This window comes from Pseudofrankia coriaricola (assembly GCF_032027725.1).
GTDB lineage: Bacteria > Actinomycetota > Actinomycetes > Frankiales > Frankiaceae > Pseudofrankia.
Genome location: NZ_JASNFO010000048.1, coordinates 27,499 through 41,933, shown reverse-complemented (window position 1 = coordinate 41,933; position 14,435 = coordinate 27,499). Strand labels below are relative to the sequence as shown.

Genomic DNA, 14,435 nt, shown 5'->3' with positions numbered 1-14,435 from the left:
TAGCATGGTATTGACCGGGTTAGAAGGCGGGCCGATGCTGGCCTCATGTTCGAGCGATTCACCACTCAAGCCCGCCACGTCGTCGTCCTCGCCCAGGAGGAGGCCCGTGGACTCGATCACAACTACATCGGCACCGAACACGTCCTGCTCGGGCTGCTTGGCGAGACCGACGGCATCGCCGCGCGCGCCCTCGCCGAGATCGACCTGTCGATCGACATGACCCGGGCACGCGTCGTCGCGGCCGTCGGACGGGGCAAGAAGCCCCTGCAGGGCCACATCCCGTTCACTCCCCGGGCCAAGAAGGTCCTGGAGAAGTCACTACGGGAGGCGCTCGGCCTGCGGCACAACTACATCGGGACCGAACACGTCCTGCTCGGCCTGCTGGAGCTCAACGAGGGTCTGGCCGCGCGCATGCTGAGCGAGTGGAAGGTGGACAGCCGGGAGCTGCGCGCGCGAGTTCTCGCGCTCATCGCCGCGGACGGGGCCGACAGAGCGACCGGACGGCGGCGGCACGGTGCGCTCGCCGATGTCGACAGCGGCGTCCTCGGCATCGAGGAGGAAGAGCCGCGCCGCACCGCGGCGGCGATGGCCAGCATCTCGGGTGCGGGCGGCTATGCCGGTCATGACCCGGTCGGCTCGCACCACCTGTTGTTGGCCCTGCTCAGTGATCCCGCCAGTGCGGCGACCAGGACGCTGACGGGCCTCGGCCTCGACCTCTCGGCCGCCCGCGACGCCCTGCTCCGCGCCGAGCTGACTGGCACGTCGGACGAGCTGCCGGAAATAGCCGGGCGCCGCGGGATGTCGCTGCGCCTGACCGACGCCGCTGTCGTGGTCGAGGCCACCGATCGCCGGCTGCTGGGCCTGGCTCGCCTCGCCTTCGGCGCGTTGAGCGGCCGCCGTGCCTCCCCGGACCCCGGACCGGTGGCCGATGCCGACGCCGACGCCGGCGCTTCCTCGGACACCGAAGGTGAACCCGCCGCCGAGCCGTTGCTCAGCGGTGCGGATGCCGTCGCCGGCAGCCTGTCCGCCGTGTGGAAGGCATTGGAGGCCAGCCTGGAGGACATCCGCTCCCGCGCCGCGGCGGCGGGACGACCACACGCCTCGTCAGACGGCACCGACGAGACGACCACCGCGCAGCCCGACGACGAGCAGCCCGCGCAGCCACTGGCGTAGCGGGGCAGGCTCCACTCGGCCCACACCGACACCAGCGACGTCATCGGCCAAGCCCTCCAGGGCGGTGGCCGCTGTCCAGGGGAGCGGAATCCTGGCGCCCCGGTAGCGGTAACGGGTGACCGTCACGGTGGCCGGGTTGAACAGGCTGATCCCGTTCTGCGTTTTCTGCAACGAGATCATCATCGCGTGGATCTTCATCTGGCTAGCCGAAGATCCACGGGAAGCTCCCTAGCGCAGAGGCCGGAAGAATGCCCGTACGTCATCCACGAAGATGTCCGGCACCTCCATCGCGGGGAAGTGCCCGCCGCGGGGGAGTTCGGTCCAGTGCACGATGTTGAAGAATCGCTCGGCGTGCGGCCGGAGCGACCGGACCAGTTCTCCCGGGTAATTGGCCACTCCGGTTGGCACGGAGACCCGTCGCTGCGGCACCATCGTCTCCGGGGCCTGGCGTCGCTCCCAGTACAGACGGGCCGACGACGCTCCGGTGAGGTTCACCCAGTAGACCATCACGTTGGTCAGCATCTGGTCCTTGGTGAGGACAAAGCTGCCGCCGGACTGGTCGGTCCATTCGTAAAACTTCTCGATGATCCAGGCCGCCAGCCCGGCCGGCGAGTCGTCGAGCAGGTAACCGATCGCCTGTGGTCTGGTCCCCTGAATCGCGTCGTAGCCGCCGCCAGCGCGTCCCATCCGCCGCGCCCACGCTGTTGGGGGAGCGGCCGCCTCGCCGCTGGGCGGCGGCACGTTCATCAGGTTGACGTGCAAGCCAAGGACGCGTTCCGGGCGCAACTCAGCCATGTTGTAGGAGACGATCGCGCCCCAGTCCCCGCCCTGGACGCCGTAGCGCTGGTAGCCGAGCCGGTCGGCGATCTCACCGAAGGCGGCGGCGATCCGCCGGGGGTTCCAGCCCGCCTCCGTGGTCGGGCCGGAGAACCCGTAACCGGGCAGCGAGGGCACCACTAGGTGGAACGCATCGGCAGGGTCAGCCGGATCGGACAGCGGGTCGATCACGTCGAGGAACTCGACTACGGAACCAGGCCAGCCGTGGGTCAGGAACAACGGGACGGCCGTCTTGTGACGCGACCGAATGTGCAGGAAGTGGAAACGCTGGCCCTCGACCGTCGTAATGAACTGCTCGTAGCGGTTCAGGCGGGCTTCGTGGACCCGCCAGTCATAGGAGTCCAGCCAGTAGCGGATGATCCTCTGGAGTACCTCCAGGGGGATGCCCTGCTCCCAGCCGATGCCCGGTATCTCGTTCGGAAGCCGCGTCCGCCGCAGACGCTCGGCCAGGTCGGTGAGCACGTCGGCCGGCACGTCGACCCGGAACGGATCTAGCTCTGTCACTCTCGCGATGTTACCGAAGATGGCTGAGTTCAGGTCTCGCGCAGGATCTGGTAGAGGATGGCTTCTGTGTCGGCTGGCGGGGGCGCCTCGGTGACCAGGCGGTTCAGGATGTTCCAGTTCAGCCGCGCGGCGGGCTTGCTCAGGTACACGGCGGTGGCGTGCTGTTCGAGGTCGGCCACGTCGCGGAGCTCGTCTTCCGCGAGCTGACAGGGAGGGCCGCGCGAGGCGCGCGGAGGCGCCGTGTCCACGGTATGCGTGGCCGGGGGTGGGGCGTGACCGGCAGAGCGGCCCTGGTCGCGCATGCCTACGTGACCGGTGTCCTCGCGCCCCGGCACGTGGCCACCCGCGCCGGCCACCAGTGGTGGCAGGCACGCTGCCGCGACGATCTCGGCGGTCTGCCGGGTCCGTTCTTGGAAACCGCCATAACCGCTCACCCAGCTGCTCGCAGGTCGTGCTTGTCCAGCCAGGAAGCGATGGCGGTGGCGATCGCTTCGGGCTGGTCCTCCGGGGTCTGGTGGCCGGAGGCAAGATCGTGCCCGGCGATGTCGAGACTGGCGATGTTGGCGGCGCACCAGTCGACGAGCTCCGGGCCCATCATCGCGCCGAAGAGGGGCTGGAACGTGATCAGCAGCTTGGGCACGTCGGTACTGGCCGCGAGCCAGTCGTCGTAGCGGTCGACCCTGGCCACGACGTCGGCCGGCTCCCCGTCCAGCGGCATCGATCGTGCCCAGCGCAGCAGCGGCCGGCGGCTGGCGAGCGTGGGATACGGCTTGCGATAGGTTTCGAAGTCCTCATCGGTGAGCCGGGCGACCATGGTGGGCAATGCCTCGATGAACGCGTTCTGGTCCAGCATCATCGTCTCGCCCATCCCGGGAGTCTTGATCGACCGGAACAGCTCGCGGCCGGCCTCGGGGAATTCCTGCCACGACATCGGCTTCACGATGGTCTCGGTGAACGCGATGCCCCGCACGCGGCCGGGATGGCGTGCGGCCCAGTCGAAGGCGAGCGCCCCGCCCCAGTCATGGCCGACCAGTACGACGTCGTCGAGACCGAGCGCGTCGAACCAGGCGTCCAGATAGTGGGCGTGATCGTCGAAGGTGTAGTCGATGTCCGGCTTGCCCGAGTCACCCATGCCGATCAGGTCCGGCGCCAGTCGTCTGCCTGGGTCGCCGACGGCCGACATGATGTGCCGCCACCCGTACGACGACGTGGGATTGCCGTGCAGGAAGACGATCGGCGCCCCGGTGCCGGCCTCACGATAGAAGATCGTCGAGTCGAGAACATTCTTGGTAGGCATGAGAGATTCCTTTTGTCGCGTTGAGTGGAACGTCAGATGTTGAGGCTCGTCACCCGGTCCATCGCGATCTCGATCACGACTCGCCCTGGCGGATTGGGTGGCGGGGACTGGTAGCGCCCGGTGTAGCGGCGCACCCCCTCGGCCACCCGGCGGGGATCGTCGGACACCGTGGCCGTGCCTTCGATCGTGATCCAGCGAAAACCCGCCACCTGACAAAGAGCGGCGCGGCCACCTGGGTTTGCGGTCAGGTTCCTGGCCTTGCGCGAGGCGGCGACGGTCATCACCCTCGCCAGCCCCGCGTCGTCGTCCCAGGTGAAACGCACCACCACCACATGAGGAGAGCCGTCGGGCCGGACAGTCGTCAGCGTCGCGACGTTCGCCTCGGCCAGGAAATCCTCGGCCGAGGCCAACAACCGCTTCGCCTTCGCGCGGGTCACTTGAAGGCCGCGATGTTGCGCGCCGCCCATTCGGAGAAGGTGCGGGCCGGGCGGCGAAGGACCTGCTCGACGTCAGGGCTCACCTGCTGCTCCTCGGCCGAAGGCAGGCCCAGGATGTCGAGAGTGCTTTCCACGACCGGCTCGGGCATGAACCGCAGCATCTGGGCCCGAGCCTCCTCGCGGCTCTGCTCGGCGAACCGCACCGGCTCGCCCAGTGCGGCCTCGATCGCCGCGGCCTGCTGCCGGGGTGAGACCGGCGCCGGCCCGGTCAGAGTGTAGGTATTGCCTACGTGACGGGCGTCGCGCAGCGCGACCGCGGCGACTTCGGCGATGTCAGCCGGATCGATGCCCGGTATCGCGACATCGCCGAACGGCGCGGCAACCATCCGTTGCGTACGGACCATTTTGGCCCACTGGAGCGCGTTGGAGTAAAAGCCACTCGGCCGCAGCATTGTCCATTCCAGACTCGACTGCTGAACGGCCTTTTCCAGGTTCGAGGGATGGCGCCCGGTGACGACGCCTTGGGAGGACAGCAAGACGACCCGCCGAACGTCGGCGGCTCGCGCGACTTCGAGGACGTCGCCGAGGTTGCCGCCGGCCCCCATGAACTCGCCAGAGGTCAGCAGGAACAGCGCCTCAGCCCCGTCGAGGGCAGGTTTGAGGTTCTCCGGTTCGAGCAGGTCGGCCTGCTGAAACGCCACCTCCGCGGGCACATCCTGGGCAGCGATCCGTCGAGCGACCGCTGTCACCTCTTCGCCGGCGGTGACCAGGGCCTCCACCAGCGGCCGTCCCACGTTGCCCGTCGCTCCGGTTACCACGATCATGTTCGCTCCCAAATCCGAGTTCGTTTTCCTGACTCGGCCAAGCTACGACCGGGGAGCTGGTAGGTACCTAGAGGAAAGTATTGGGGAACAGTGTGGAAGTGACCGAGCTCACCGAGGTCGATCCGGAGCAGGCATGCCCGATCGCGCCCGTGGTCGACATCGTGTTCAGCCGTTGGACCACCCCGATCCTGTGGGTGCTCAACGAGTTCGGGCGGCAGCGATTCGTGGAGCTGTCGCGCCGCCTCACCACGATCACGCCCAAGGTGCTGACCCAGCGGCTACGGCAAATGGAACGCGACGGGCTCGTCGAGCGCACCTACTACCCCGAGGTCCCACCGCGGGTGGAGTACGAGATCAACGAACTGGGCCGCAGTCTGGCACCGCTGTTCGCGGCGCTCTCGGAGTGGTATGGCCAAGAACGTTGGCAACCGGGAAGCGACGAGGTGGCGACCGCACCGTTAACGTTCGCCGCTCGTGGTTACAAGCCTGTCGGCGCGGGGGGACGAGGGCAGCGCCGCCGCACCAGCGACCGGGGTCTGGCCGTCAGCGGGGGGACCGGTAGCCGCCGAATTCTTGCCGAAGCAGGCCCGCGTCAGTGCTTGACCGGCGCGGCTAACCTGCGGTGTGTGCACCCGTTGCTGCGCATGCTGGTTGGCATTGGCTCGGGCCGGTTACCCGAGCAACTGCGCGCCGAACTCGCCGCCGAAGGGCTGGTCCTGTTGGAGGAGGGGTTGACCGGGTCGGTCACGTACCGCCGTTACCGGGCTCCGGGCGAGTGGACGTCGTGGAGCAAGGAGGCCGCCTCCGGCGCCATCGCGGTCACGGCCGGGCGCCTGGTGGTCTGGGCCGGCCGGATGAAACACATCGACGTGCCACATGCCCATCCGATCCGCTCCACGATCAAGGTGGTCGCCGACCGGCCGGACCGGATCTGCTTCGCCTATGACGCTGGGACAACCAATCCGTCCCGGTCCGGCCAGGTGGAAGTCCGGCTGCGCACGGCGCAAGCCAGCCGAGTCGCCCACCTCCTGACCGCCGGCAGGTGAGCGAGCCACCCCCGGGTGTCCCGGGCGTCGGGCCGCCCCACCAGGGGCGCTGGACGACTAAAATGTCCCAAGTCAGGTTGTAGTGCCACAGCGCGCCGGGCCGGTCGGTGGCGGCGTGGTTGTCGCAGAGGTAGGCCGCGGCGGCGTTGACGGCGTCCTTTGTTGGCTGACATCAGGTTTGCCACGCTTGGCTTTAGCTCAGCTGGTGGATGGTGGATGGTGGAACGAGCAGCGCCTCGGCCACGGCCGGTCGGACTGGTGGACCGCTTCGCGCGCCCGGTCCCGCGTGGCATCTCGACACACGGCCGATCGTGGACGGGATCGTTCACGGCAGGTACCGGGCCCAGTCGTAGGAGACGAGTGCGTGGAAGGGCGCGGCCAGGAGGGGCTCGACGCCGGCATCGCTCCACCGCTTCTCCAGCAAGGGCCGCAAGTCCTCGGCCACGGCCACCGGGTCGTCGTCGAGGAAGCAGTAGCTGATCCGCAGTCCGGCGTTGTTCCTCGTCGTGTACGGCGGTTGCATCGGCAGCGCGCCGCCCCACCACACGCCGCCGACGCCCGGGACGTCGGCCAGGGGCGCCGGCGAGGCGTCGCCGCGCTCGACGAGCATGTACACGCCTCTCACCGGCCACCATGGCAGCACGTCGGCGCCGACCTTGATCCGGGACGCCGCGACGGTGCCGTCGAGGCGGTAGACGGCCCGTTCCACCAGCGGGAGGAGGTAGGGCGTCCGGCCGGCATCGATCATGGCGACGTTCAGGTCGTTGAAAGCCGGCAATCCGGCCACGTCGGTGAACAGATACGTCATGACGTGGTCGGTGGCGTCGTAGCGCCCGTCGCCGGCCGCTCGGGCCGCTCGGCAGGTTGGCGTCGAGACCAGGCGAAAGGACGCCCGCAGGGACGGGAGCCGATGCTGCTCGGGGCGATGATCGAGCGAGTGCCACGCCAGGTAGTCGGCATCGCGGCCCTCAGGGTGGCGCGCCGACATCGACACGTAGATCGTGGTCACATCGGTTCGACCGGTGGCGAGCATCGCCGGGACGTCGTCCGACGGGGTGCCGACGAGGGCGGACATGGGCGACTTCCTCTCGTGGTCAGGGCGGGTGCGGCGCGGCGTCGGGGCCGAGCACGACGGGAGCCTCGGCGGCGAACCACGGCCGCGGACCCGACGCCGAGCCCGCCTCGGCGCCGGCCGGTCCGCTGCCCCCGACTTCGGTGGCCTCGTCCGAGGGGGGCCGACGAGCGCTGCCATGGCCGCTATCCTCGCCGCTACATCAAGTCCTTGACAACCCATTACATCAAGTCCTTGATAATCGATACTCTGCGCGGAGGTACCGAGTGGGGACACGGCGCAAGAGACGGAGATCATCGTGCTCGACGGAGTCGGCATACCGTCGGACGACGTCCCGGAGATCCTCGCCACCGGACGGACGGACATCACCACCATTTTCGTGTCGATGGCGGCGCGCCACCCCGACGGCGGCGACGCCGACTACCTCGAGTGGCACACCTTGGATCATCGGCCTGAGCAGCAGCGGCTGCCGACCCTGCGCGCGTCGCTCCGGCTCGTGTCGACGCCCAACTGCCGGGCCGCCCGCGCGGCGAGCCACGCCGGCTACGACGGCGCCGACCATGTGATGACGTACTTCTTCGCCGACATCGTGGGATTGGAGGAGTTCAACGACCTCTCCGTCGCGCTGCGGAACGCGGGGCGGACGCCGTTCGTGCTGCCGCCGGTGCAACGCGGCGTCTACACCGTCGAAGCCACAGCCGCGGCCCCACGGATCAGGGCTGGAGCCGATGTGCTGCCCTGGCGGCCGGTCACGGGCGTTTACGTGCTGCTGGAGCAGGGCACGGCACCGACCCACGCGCTCGTCGAGATTCCGGGCGTGGCCGGCATCTGGTCGGCGACGTCTACGCCGACGGCGTTCTCGACCGCCGCGGCCGGCCAGCAGATCACCTACTGCTTCCTCGACGACGACCCGGTTGACACGGCGGCGCGGCTGCGTCCCGTGCTCGAACGGCGTTGGGAGACAGCGGCGGTCTCACGGCTGCTGGCTGGCCCTTTCTACCCGGTCGTTCCGTACGCGTGGGACCGGTACCTTCCCTGATGGCGAGAAGGAGGACGAGATGCGCATCGGCCTGATGGTCGGCTCGGACAAGGAACGTTCGCGCGCCGACCGGTTGGCTGGGCTGGTGGCCGACGTACAGGACGCCGAGCGTGCCGGGTTCACCTCCATGTGGATTCCCCAGATCCCCGGCTACCTCGACGCGATGACGGCGATCGCGCTCGCCGGCCACGTGACCGAACGCATCGAGCTCGGCACGGCGGTCGTGCCCCTGCAGACGCGTCACCCGATCCCGATGGCGCAGCAGGTCCTCACCACTCAGGCCGCGTGCGGGGGGCGGTTCACGCTCGGCCTCGGACCGTCGCATCACTGGATCGTCCAGGACCAGCTCGGCCTGCCCTACGAGCGGCCGGCCGCGCTGATCCGGGACTACCTCGCCGTGCTGAACCAGGCCTTCACCGGACCCGGCCCGGTCGACGTCGAGAACGACACCTACCACGTGCACAGCCCGTTCGATGTCGTCGACCCCGTCCCGATGCCGGTCGTCATCTCGGCGCTCGGCCCGGTCATGCTCCGTATCGCCGGCGAGCAAGCGTCCGGGACCGTCCTCTGGATGGCCGACGAGCGGGCCATCGCCGGCCACATCGCCCCGCGTATCACCAAAGCGGCCTCCGGGGCGGGGCGGGGTGCGCCGCGCATCATCGCGGGCGTACCCGTCGCGCTGTGCCTCAACAGCGAGGTCGACAACGCACGGGCCTTTGCGAGCGAGGTACTCGGCCACGCCGACATCTCACCGAACTACGTGCGCCTGCTTGAACACGGGGAAGCCGAGGGCGTGGGCGACACCATGGCCGCCGGGGACGAGTCGGCCATCGTGGCGCGGATGAAGCGCTACCGCGACGCCGGCGTCACCGACTTCGCCGCGCGAATAGTGCCGCTCGGCGCCGACCCGGCCACCCGCCTGCGGTCACGGGTCCGGACCCAGGAGTTCCTCGCCACGCTGGGCCCGGAACTCTGACCCCCCGCGTACGACCGCCCGCCCACGGCGGAGTGGAGTTTCCGGCCGGGCCCGTTCAGGCTCAGTCCGCCGCGTCGCCGTTCGCCGCCGCATCGTCATCCGCCGCCGGGTCGCCGTCCGGCGGCATGCGGGCCGTCAGCCGCCGCAGGAGTTCCCGGAGCGTCTCCTGCTCGGCGGCGTCGAACACCTCGAGCAGCTTCTCCTCGCTCTTGAGGGCCTCATCGACACAGTCCGTGGTGACGCTCAAGCCCTTCTCCGTGAGGTAGGCGCGAAGGATCCTCCCGTGGTTCCTGTCGGGCTTTCGTTCGATCAGGCCCCGCCTCTCCAGCGTGGCCAGCGCCAGCTGGGATGCCTGCGGCGTGATGAGTAACCGCCGGGCCAGGTCCGCGCCGGACAGGCCGGGAGTCTCGGCCAAACGCCTGAGGACGCCGATCTGCTCCGACGTGACGCCGTAGCCGCGGATAGCGTCATTTACCGCTCGCCGGGTATAATGCGAGGCCTGCTTCAGGAGCCAGGTTATGTGATCATCGCTGTCCACGAGCATCAATGACCGGATCGGGCGCTGGATGCGGTCAGCGCGCATTCCCTGAATCGGCTTGTCGCCGAGCATGACCGGGCGTGGAGAGGTCGAGCCTCAGGGCACTGCGTGGCCGAGCCCCGGCGGTCAATCACGATCACAGTGGTGCGGACCTCCCACTCGTGGCGCTCACGAGCGTTGATGCTGTCCCCGGTGGAGCGGCTTGGGGCTCACGCCGACCATATGCGAGGCCGACGCATTGAACACCCGCCACCGGACGGGTGTGTCCACACGAACAGATGCCCAGGCCCGGCGCGCCGCGACGGTCACCCGGGTGCCCGGTGGATCCGTCGGGCGGTGACGGCGTCGGCGGACGGCAAACGGACCCGACCCGGCGCATGGCGGTCCAGACGACACGGCGCGGCGAAGCGGACGGTGCCGCCTACCGTCCACCGTGACTCGAACCGTCGGTCCGTCGGGGTCGCGATCAGCCGTGCGGAGCGGGGAGCGTGGGCGCGTCGACAGGCTCGGTCGGCGGGTCGGGTGCCAGTCCCGCGCCGTTGGTGACGACGGCGAAGCACAGATAGGCGCCGACGACGAACAGCAGCTCGAGCAGTTCGGTGGCGGGGAGGTGCCCGCCCAGCTCCGTCCAGGTGGCGTCGTCGACGTCGTGGCGGTCGAGGAGTTGGTCGATCGCCGCGAGCACGGCGCGCTCGACGGGCGACCACACCTCGGCGTCGGCGCCGCGCGGGACGGCATGGACCTGTTCGACGGTGAGTCCGGCCTGCTGCCCCATCCGGGTGTGCTGGGCCCACTCGTAGGCCGAGCGGGTGCGCCACGCCACTCGGAGGACAGTGAGCTCTCGAAGCCGCGGATCGAGGGTGGTCTGCCTGGCGAGCACCTCGTTGAAGGCGAGCCAGGCGTTGCCGAGCGGGAGATGGCGGGCCAGCAGGCCCAGCACGTTCGGCATCGGCCGTTCACCCGACGCGAAGACCTCGGGACGCCGCAGGTACGCCGGCAGCACGGCCCGAGCCTCATCGCCCCACGCCTCGACCGGCAGCGGCGTCAGACGGGTCATATGACCGAGCCGCCGTTGACGCCGAGGACCTGCCCGGTGATGAAACCCGCCTCCTCCGAGCAGAGGAACAGGCAGGCGGCGGCGATGTCGTCACTCGTTCCCAGCCGGCCGAGCGGGATGGCCCGTGCCATGACCTCGTTGCTGGGCAGGTCGCCGAGGGACTGGGACCGGCGCGACATCGGCGTGTCGATACCGGATGGCGGGATGGTGTTCACCGTGATCCCGTAGGGCGCGAACTCACGGGCCAGCGACTTCGTCAGGGTGATGACGCCAGCCTTCGCCGCCGCGTAGTGCGCCATCCGGGGCGAGCCCCGCTGGGCGCTCGACGAGGAGACCGTCACGATCCGACCCCATCGGGCGTCGACCATGTCAGAGATCGCCGCCTGGACGCAGTGGAAGGTGCCGGTCAGGTTGACGTCGAGGATGCGCTGCCAGGACTCGACGGTGATCTCGGTGAAGGACGCGAATGCCGCCGCGCCCGCGCTCGTGACCAGAATCTCCACGGGCCCGAACTCGCTGCGTACCTTCGCGACCGCGTCGTCGACCGACGGCCGGTCAGCCACGTCGAGCCGGCATGCCAGGGCGTCGGCGCCGTCGCGGTGGAGCTCGGCGGCAAGGACCTGTGCCGCGTCGCCGTCGAGGTCGAGCACCGCGACGCGGTGCCCACGCGCCGCGAGCTGTTGGCAGATCGAGCGGCCCATCCCCGAGGCGCCGCCGGTCACGACGGCGACGCGTTGCGTCTGCTGGTCAGCCATGTTTGTGGATACGGCCTTCCTTCATCACGAACCGGACGTCCCGCGTGGTGGTGATGTCCTCGGACGGATCGCCGGGAACGGCGATGATGTCGGCGAGATAGCCGGCCGCGAGGCGGCCGAGCTCGCCGTCCATCTGGATGAGCTCGGCGCTCGTGACCGTCGCGGCGCGCAGCGCCTGGATCGGCGTCATGCCCCGGTCGACCAGGGCCACGAGCTCCCGGGCGTTCTGGCCGTGCGGGATCGCCGGCGCGTCGGTGCCGCAGGCGATCTTCACTCCGGCGGCGATGGCCTTGGGCAACATCGCCTGAGCCCGGGGGAACACTTCCGCGGCCTTCTTCCGCAGCTCGGGAGCGGCCCGCTCGATGGCCATCGCCTCGGTGAGGTACGTCGTCGACACCAGGAACGTCCCGTGGTCGACCATCATCTGGATGGACTCCGCTGTGGCGAGGAAGCCGTGCTCGATGCAGTCCACACCGGCCCGGATGCAGGCCTGGACGGCGGAGTCGCCGACCGCGTGGGCGGCGACTCGGATGCCGGCCCGGTGGGCCTCGTCCGTGATGGCCTCGAACTCCTGGTTGGAGTACTGCTGCGAACCCGGCGCCGTCGAGTGCGACATCACGCCGCCCGAAGCGGACACTTTGATCACTTTGGCGCCGTGGCGGATCTGGTAGCGGACGCAGGTCCGTACCTCGTCCACACCGTTGGCGATGCCCTCGGCCACGCTCAGCGGCATGATCCCGGGCGCGAGCCGTTGGAACACGGTCGGATCGAGGTGACCGCCGTACGGTGTGACGGCATGCCCGGCCGGGATGATCCGCGGGCCCTCGAGCCAGCCCTGGTCGATGGCTCGCGCCAGTGCGACGTCGAGCATGTAGCCGCCGGTCTTGACCATCAGCCCGAGGTTGCGCACGGTCGTGAAGCCGGCCAGCAGCGTCGCGCGAGCGTTCACCGTGGCCCGCAGCGTGCGGTACACCGGGTCGTCCTGGACGCCGTGCATCGGGTTCGGTAGCCCTTCTGGACCGCCGGGACCGCCGATGAGCAGGTTCAGCTCCATGTCCATGAGCCCGGGCAGGAGCGTCACGTCGCCCAGGTCGACCTCGGTCGCCGCCGGCGGCGGCGCGGTGGGGTTGACCGCGACGATGCGGTTGCCCTCGACCACGATGACAGCGGGTGACCGCACCTTTCCGGCGACGATGTCCACCCAGCGGTCGGCTCGAAGGACGATCGCGTCGCTCACGGGACGGGGGCGACGAGGCAGTCGATGTGTGCCGCGCCCGAGTCCGGGATGCGCTGCTGGTGCCAGCACTCGACCGGGAACGACACCATGATCATGGAGTACAGCATGTACAGCAGGTTGACGGCCTCTTCAGGCATGTCGTCGAGGGAGTACCGGTCGAGGTAGGTCATCGCCGCCTCGGCCCGAGGCGTGATGGCGTCGTAGTACGTCTGCATGTCGTCCATCGGGCTGGCGAGACGCTTGTCGTAACGCTCCGGCTCGGTCGGCAGGCACCAGTCGGCCACGAACGGCTCGAGGTCGGCGAACTCCCGCGGCAGCTTCGCGGTCACGTCGGTCACGCCCCCACCCGGCCGCGCTGGTACTCGTCCAACCATTTCGCCGTCTCCTTGTGCAGGTGCCGGCACAGCACCTCCTGGTCGCCCAGCGGGAACCGGTCGACCACCCGGGACTCCATCATCGTCTGGGTCGCCTCCAGGGTGTTCGCGTCCTGTAGGCCGAACTCCTTGAACGTCAGCGCCGTGAGCTCGTGGGCGATCCGCTCACGTGGCGTCTTCGCCGGAACAAAATAGAGCGTTCCCTCGAAGACGTGGCTGTTGTACGACGTCGGCCAGTAGTGGTAGGTGAGGTACCAGCCCTGACCCCAGATCAGGATGGTGAAGTTCGGGAACAGCTGGAACGAATCAAGCCCCCACGGATCACACTTGGCGGGGTTCACACCGTCCGGCAGCTTGTCAACGCCGAGATCGGGGATGTCCCAGGGGCCGAACAGGCCGCTGCGGCAGATATCCTCTATCGGCTTGCGCATGTCCTGGTCCAGCTCCCACGCTCGGATCCCCGCCGTGCTCACCAGACGGTGCGGGCCGTCGATCCGGTAATGCGGGGCTTCGAAACCCGCCTCCTGGGCGGCGTTGGAAAACTTCGCCGGCGACTGCCGCGCGTGCAGGACCGGTGCATGGTAAAATTCCTGGAAGGCGTCCATGTAGAGCTTCCAGTTCGCTTTGACCTCGGAGCGGTAGTGCCAGCGCTCGGTCATCTTGTCGAAGGGATAGCCCTCGATCGAGGTGACCATCGGGCCGAGGAACTCCCGCAACGGCTGCTCGGGCTCCTTGGCGAGGTTGACGAAGATAAATCCTTCCCAGACGTCACAGTGAACGGGGACGAGGCCGTAGTCGTTCTTGTCGAGGTCGAAGAACTCGCCCTCCTGCTGCACAAAATTCAGTGCGCCGTCGAGGTCGTAGCGCCAGGCGTGGTACTTGCAGATGAACTGCCGGCAGGTGCCGCTCGTCTCCTCGCCGGGGAAGTCGTTCCACACCAGCTTGTTTCCCCGATGACGACAGATGTTATGGAACGCCGCGACCTGGCCGCTCCTGTCCCGCACCACGATGATCGACGTCTTGGCAACGTGGATCTCCTTGGTGAAATAGCTGCCGGTCCTCGGCAGCAGATCCACCCGCCCAACGTTGAGCCAGCCGCGCTTGAAGATCGCTTCCCGCTCGAGCTCGTATAACTCCGGCGAGATCGAGTCCTCGTACGACACCGGCTCGGTTCCGAGTTCCGGATAGTGCTCCGTCCAGCTGCCCTCGGACGGCTTGGGCCAACGAACCACTGCCTACTCCTCTGCCACGGATGACGGGACGGGTTCC

At 68.8% G+C, this 14,435-nt stretch carries 17 protein-coding genes; 4 read left to right on the top strand and 13 right to left on the bottom strand.

What is annotated here, in order from left to right:
• Window positions 1-45: 45 nt before the first annotated feature.
• Window positions 46-1,173, top strand: a complete 1,128-nt coding sequence (locus QOZ89_RS25215; RefSeq protein ID WP_312625696.1) for a Clp protease N-terminal domain-containing protein — start codon at window positions 46-48, stop codon at window positions 1,171-1,173.
• Here the strand turns inward: QOZ89_RS25215 and QOZ89_RS48345 are convergent.
• Genes QOZ89_RS48345 through QOZ89_RS25185 form a run of 6 tightly spaced genes read right to left on the bottom strand, consistent with a single transcriptional unit; the run spans window position 1,105 to window position 5,072 of the window.
• Complete coding sequence (locus tag QOZ89_RS48345; protein WP_083418006.1) at window positions 1,105-1,371, bottom strand: hypothetical protein; 267 nt, start codon at window positions 1,369-1,371, stop codon at window positions 1,105-1,107. The genes QOZ89_RS25215 and QOZ89_RS48345 overlap by 69 nt on opposite strands.
• 30 nt (window positions 1,372-1,401) lie before the next feature.
• Window positions 1,402-2,514, bottom strand: a complete 1,113-nt coding sequence (locus tag QOZ89_RS25205) for an epoxide hydrolase family protein (RefSeq protein ID WP_083418007.1) — start codon at window positions 2,512-2,514, stop codon at window positions 1,402-1,404.
• Window positions 2,515-2,543: 29 nt separating this feature from the next.
• Complete coding sequence (locus QOZ89_RS25200) at window positions 2,544-2,948, bottom strand: hypothetical protein (RefSeq protein WP_083418008.1); 405 nt, start codon at window positions 2,946-2,948, stop codon at window positions 2,544-2,546.
• On the bottom strand, window positions 2,945-3,847 hold the full coding sequence (locus QOZ89_RS25195) for a haloalkane dehalogenase (RefSeq protein ID WP_274536481.1): 903 nt from the start codon (window positions 3,845-3,847) through the stop codon (window positions 2,945-2,947). The genes QOZ89_RS25200 and QOZ89_RS25195 overlap by 4 nt, the downstream gene beginning before the upstream one ends.
• The gene (locus tag QOZ89_RS25190) at window positions 3,844-4,278 is read right to left on the bottom strand and encodes a pyridoxamine 5'-phosphate oxidase family protein (RefSeq protein ID WP_071046333.1); all 435 of its coding nucleotides are present in this window, start codon (window positions 4,276-4,278) and stop codon (window positions 3,844-3,846) included. Before QOZ89_RS25190 ends, QOZ89_RS25195 begins: the two co-directional genes overlap by 4 nt.
• Window positions 4,245-5,072: an NAD(P)H-binding protein gene (locus QOZ89_RS25185; RefSeq protein WP_071046334.1), complete on the bottom strand. Its 828-nt coding sequence runs from the start codon at window positions 5,070-5,072 to the stop codon at window positions 4,245-4,247. The genes QOZ89_RS25190 and QOZ89_RS25185 overlap by 34 nt, the downstream gene beginning before the upstream one ends.
• Before the next feature lie 98 nt (window positions 5,073-5,170).
• Here QOZ89_RS25185 and QOZ89_RS48340 point away from each other — a divergent pair, with 98 nt between their 5' ends.
• Window positions 5,171-6,118, top strand: coding sequence for a helix-turn-helix domain-containing protein (locus QOZ89_RS48340; RefSeq protein ID WP_312625692.1), 948 nt, complete (start codon window positions 5,171-5,173; stop codon window positions 6,116-6,118).
• A gap of 325 nt (window positions 6,119-6,443) precedes the next feature.
• Here QOZ89_RS48340 and QOZ89_RS25175 read toward each other — a convergent pair whose 3' ends face one another.
• On the bottom strand, window positions 6,444-7,193 hold the full coding sequence (locus QOZ89_RS25175; protein ID WP_071046335.1) for a hypothetical protein: 750 nt from the start codon (window positions 7,191-7,193) through the stop codon (window positions 6,444-6,446).
• 295 nt (window positions 7,194-7,488) lie between these two features.
• Between QOZ89_RS25175 and QOZ89_RS25170 the strand changes: the two genes are divergently transcribed.
• Complete coding sequence (locus QOZ89_RS25170; protein ID WP_071046336.1) at window positions 7,489-8,229, top strand: hypothetical protein; 741 nt, start codon at window positions 7,489-7,491, stop codon at window positions 8,227-8,229.
• A 19-nt stretch (window positions 8,230-8,248) separates the two neighbouring features.
• Window positions 8,249-9,205: a TIGR03564 family F420-dependent LLM class oxidoreductase gene (locus QOZ89_RS25165; RefSeq protein WP_312625689.1), complete on the top strand. Its 957-nt coding sequence runs from the start codon at window positions 8,249-8,251 to the stop codon at window positions 9,203-9,205.
• A gap of 61 nt (window positions 9,206-9,266) precedes the next feature.
• On the opposite strand, the gene QOZ89_RS25160 is transcribed toward QOZ89_RS25165, so the two are convergent.
• The 6 genes from QOZ89_RS25160 to QOZ89_RS25135 form a co-directional block, all read right to left on the bottom strand.
• Window positions 9,267-9,815: a MarR family winged helix-turn-helix transcriptional regulator gene (locus tag QOZ89_RS25160; protein ID WP_241841426.1), complete on the bottom strand. Its 549-nt coding sequence runs from the start codon at window positions 9,813-9,815 to the stop codon at window positions 9,267-9,269.
• Window positions 9,816-10,209: 394 nt separating this feature from the next.
• Complete coding sequence (locus QOZ89_RS25155; RefSeq protein WP_071046338.1) at window positions 10,210-10,800, bottom strand: carboxymuconolactone decarboxylase family protein; 591 nt, start codon at window positions 10,798-10,800, stop codon at window positions 10,210-10,212.
• Window positions 10,797-11,555 (bottom strand): SDR family NAD(P)-dependent oxidoreductase, encoded by a 759-nt coding sequence (locus tag QOZ89_RS25150; RefSeq protein WP_312625684.1) that lies wholly within the window; start codon window positions 11,553-11,555, stop codon window positions 10,797-10,799. Before QOZ89_RS25150 ends, QOZ89_RS25155 begins: the two co-directional genes overlap by 4 nt.
• Window positions 11,548-12,792, bottom strand: coding sequence for a metal-dependent hydrolase family protein (locus tag QOZ89_RS25145; protein ID WP_071046340.1), 1,245 nt, complete (start codon window positions 12,790-12,792; stop codon window positions 11,548-11,550). The genes QOZ89_RS25150 and QOZ89_RS25145 overlap by 8 nt, the downstream gene beginning before the upstream one ends.
• A complete protein-coding gene (locus QOZ89_RS25140) occupies window positions 12,789-13,121 on the bottom strand; it encodes a hypothetical protein (protein WP_071046383.1) in 333 nt (110 codons plus the stop codon). Before QOZ89_RS25140 ends, QOZ89_RS25145 begins: the two co-directional genes overlap by 4 nt.
• A gap of 5 nt (window positions 13,122-13,126) precedes the next feature.
• Window positions 13,127-14,398, bottom strand: a complete 1,272-nt coding sequence (locus QOZ89_RS25135; RefSeq protein WP_071046341.1) for an aromatic ring-hydroxylating oxygenase subunit alpha — start codon at window positions 14,396-14,398, stop codon at window positions 13,127-13,129.
• Between the last annotated feature and the right edge of the window lie 37 nt (window positions 14,399-14,435).

Bases quoted from the DNA above. Each gene is read 5' to 3' on its own strand.
- QOZ89_RS25215 (WP_312625696.1), top strand. From the start codon at position 46: ATGTTCGAGCGATTCACCACTCAAGCCCGCCACGTCGTCGTCCTCGCC.
- QOZ89_RS48345 (WP_083418006.1), bottom strand. From the start codon at position 1,371: ATGAAGATCCACGCGATGATGATCTCGTTGCAGAAAACGCAGAACGGG.
- QOZ89_RS25190 (WP_071046333.1), bottom strand. From the start codon at position 4,278: ATGGGCGGCGCGCAACATCGCGGCCTTCAAGTGACCCGCGCGAAGGCG.
- QOZ89_RS25185 (WP_071046334.1), bottom strand. From the start codon at position 5,072: ATGATCGTGGTAACCGGAGCGACGGGCAACGTGGGACGGCCGCTGGTG.
- QOZ89_RS25175 (WP_071046335.1), bottom strand. From the start codon at position 7,193: ATGTCCGCCCTCGTCGGCACCCCGTCGGACGACGTCCCGGCGATGCTC.
- QOZ89_RS25165 (WP_312625689.1), top strand. From the start codon at position 8,249: ATGCGCATCGGCCTGATGGTCGGCTCGGACAAGGAACGTTCGCGCGCC.
- QOZ89_RS25160 (WP_241841426.1), bottom strand. From the start codon at position 9,815: ATGCTCGGCGACAAGCCGATTCAGGGAATGCGCGCTGACCGCATCCAG.
- QOZ89_RS25155 (WP_071046338.1), bottom strand. From the start codon at position 10,800: ATGACCCGTCTGACGCCGCTGCCGGTCGAGGCGTGGGGCGATGAGGCT.
- QOZ89_RS25150 (WP_312625684.1), bottom strand. From the start codon at position 11,555: ATGGCTGACCAGCAGACGCAACGCGTCGCCGTCGTGACCGGCGGCGCC.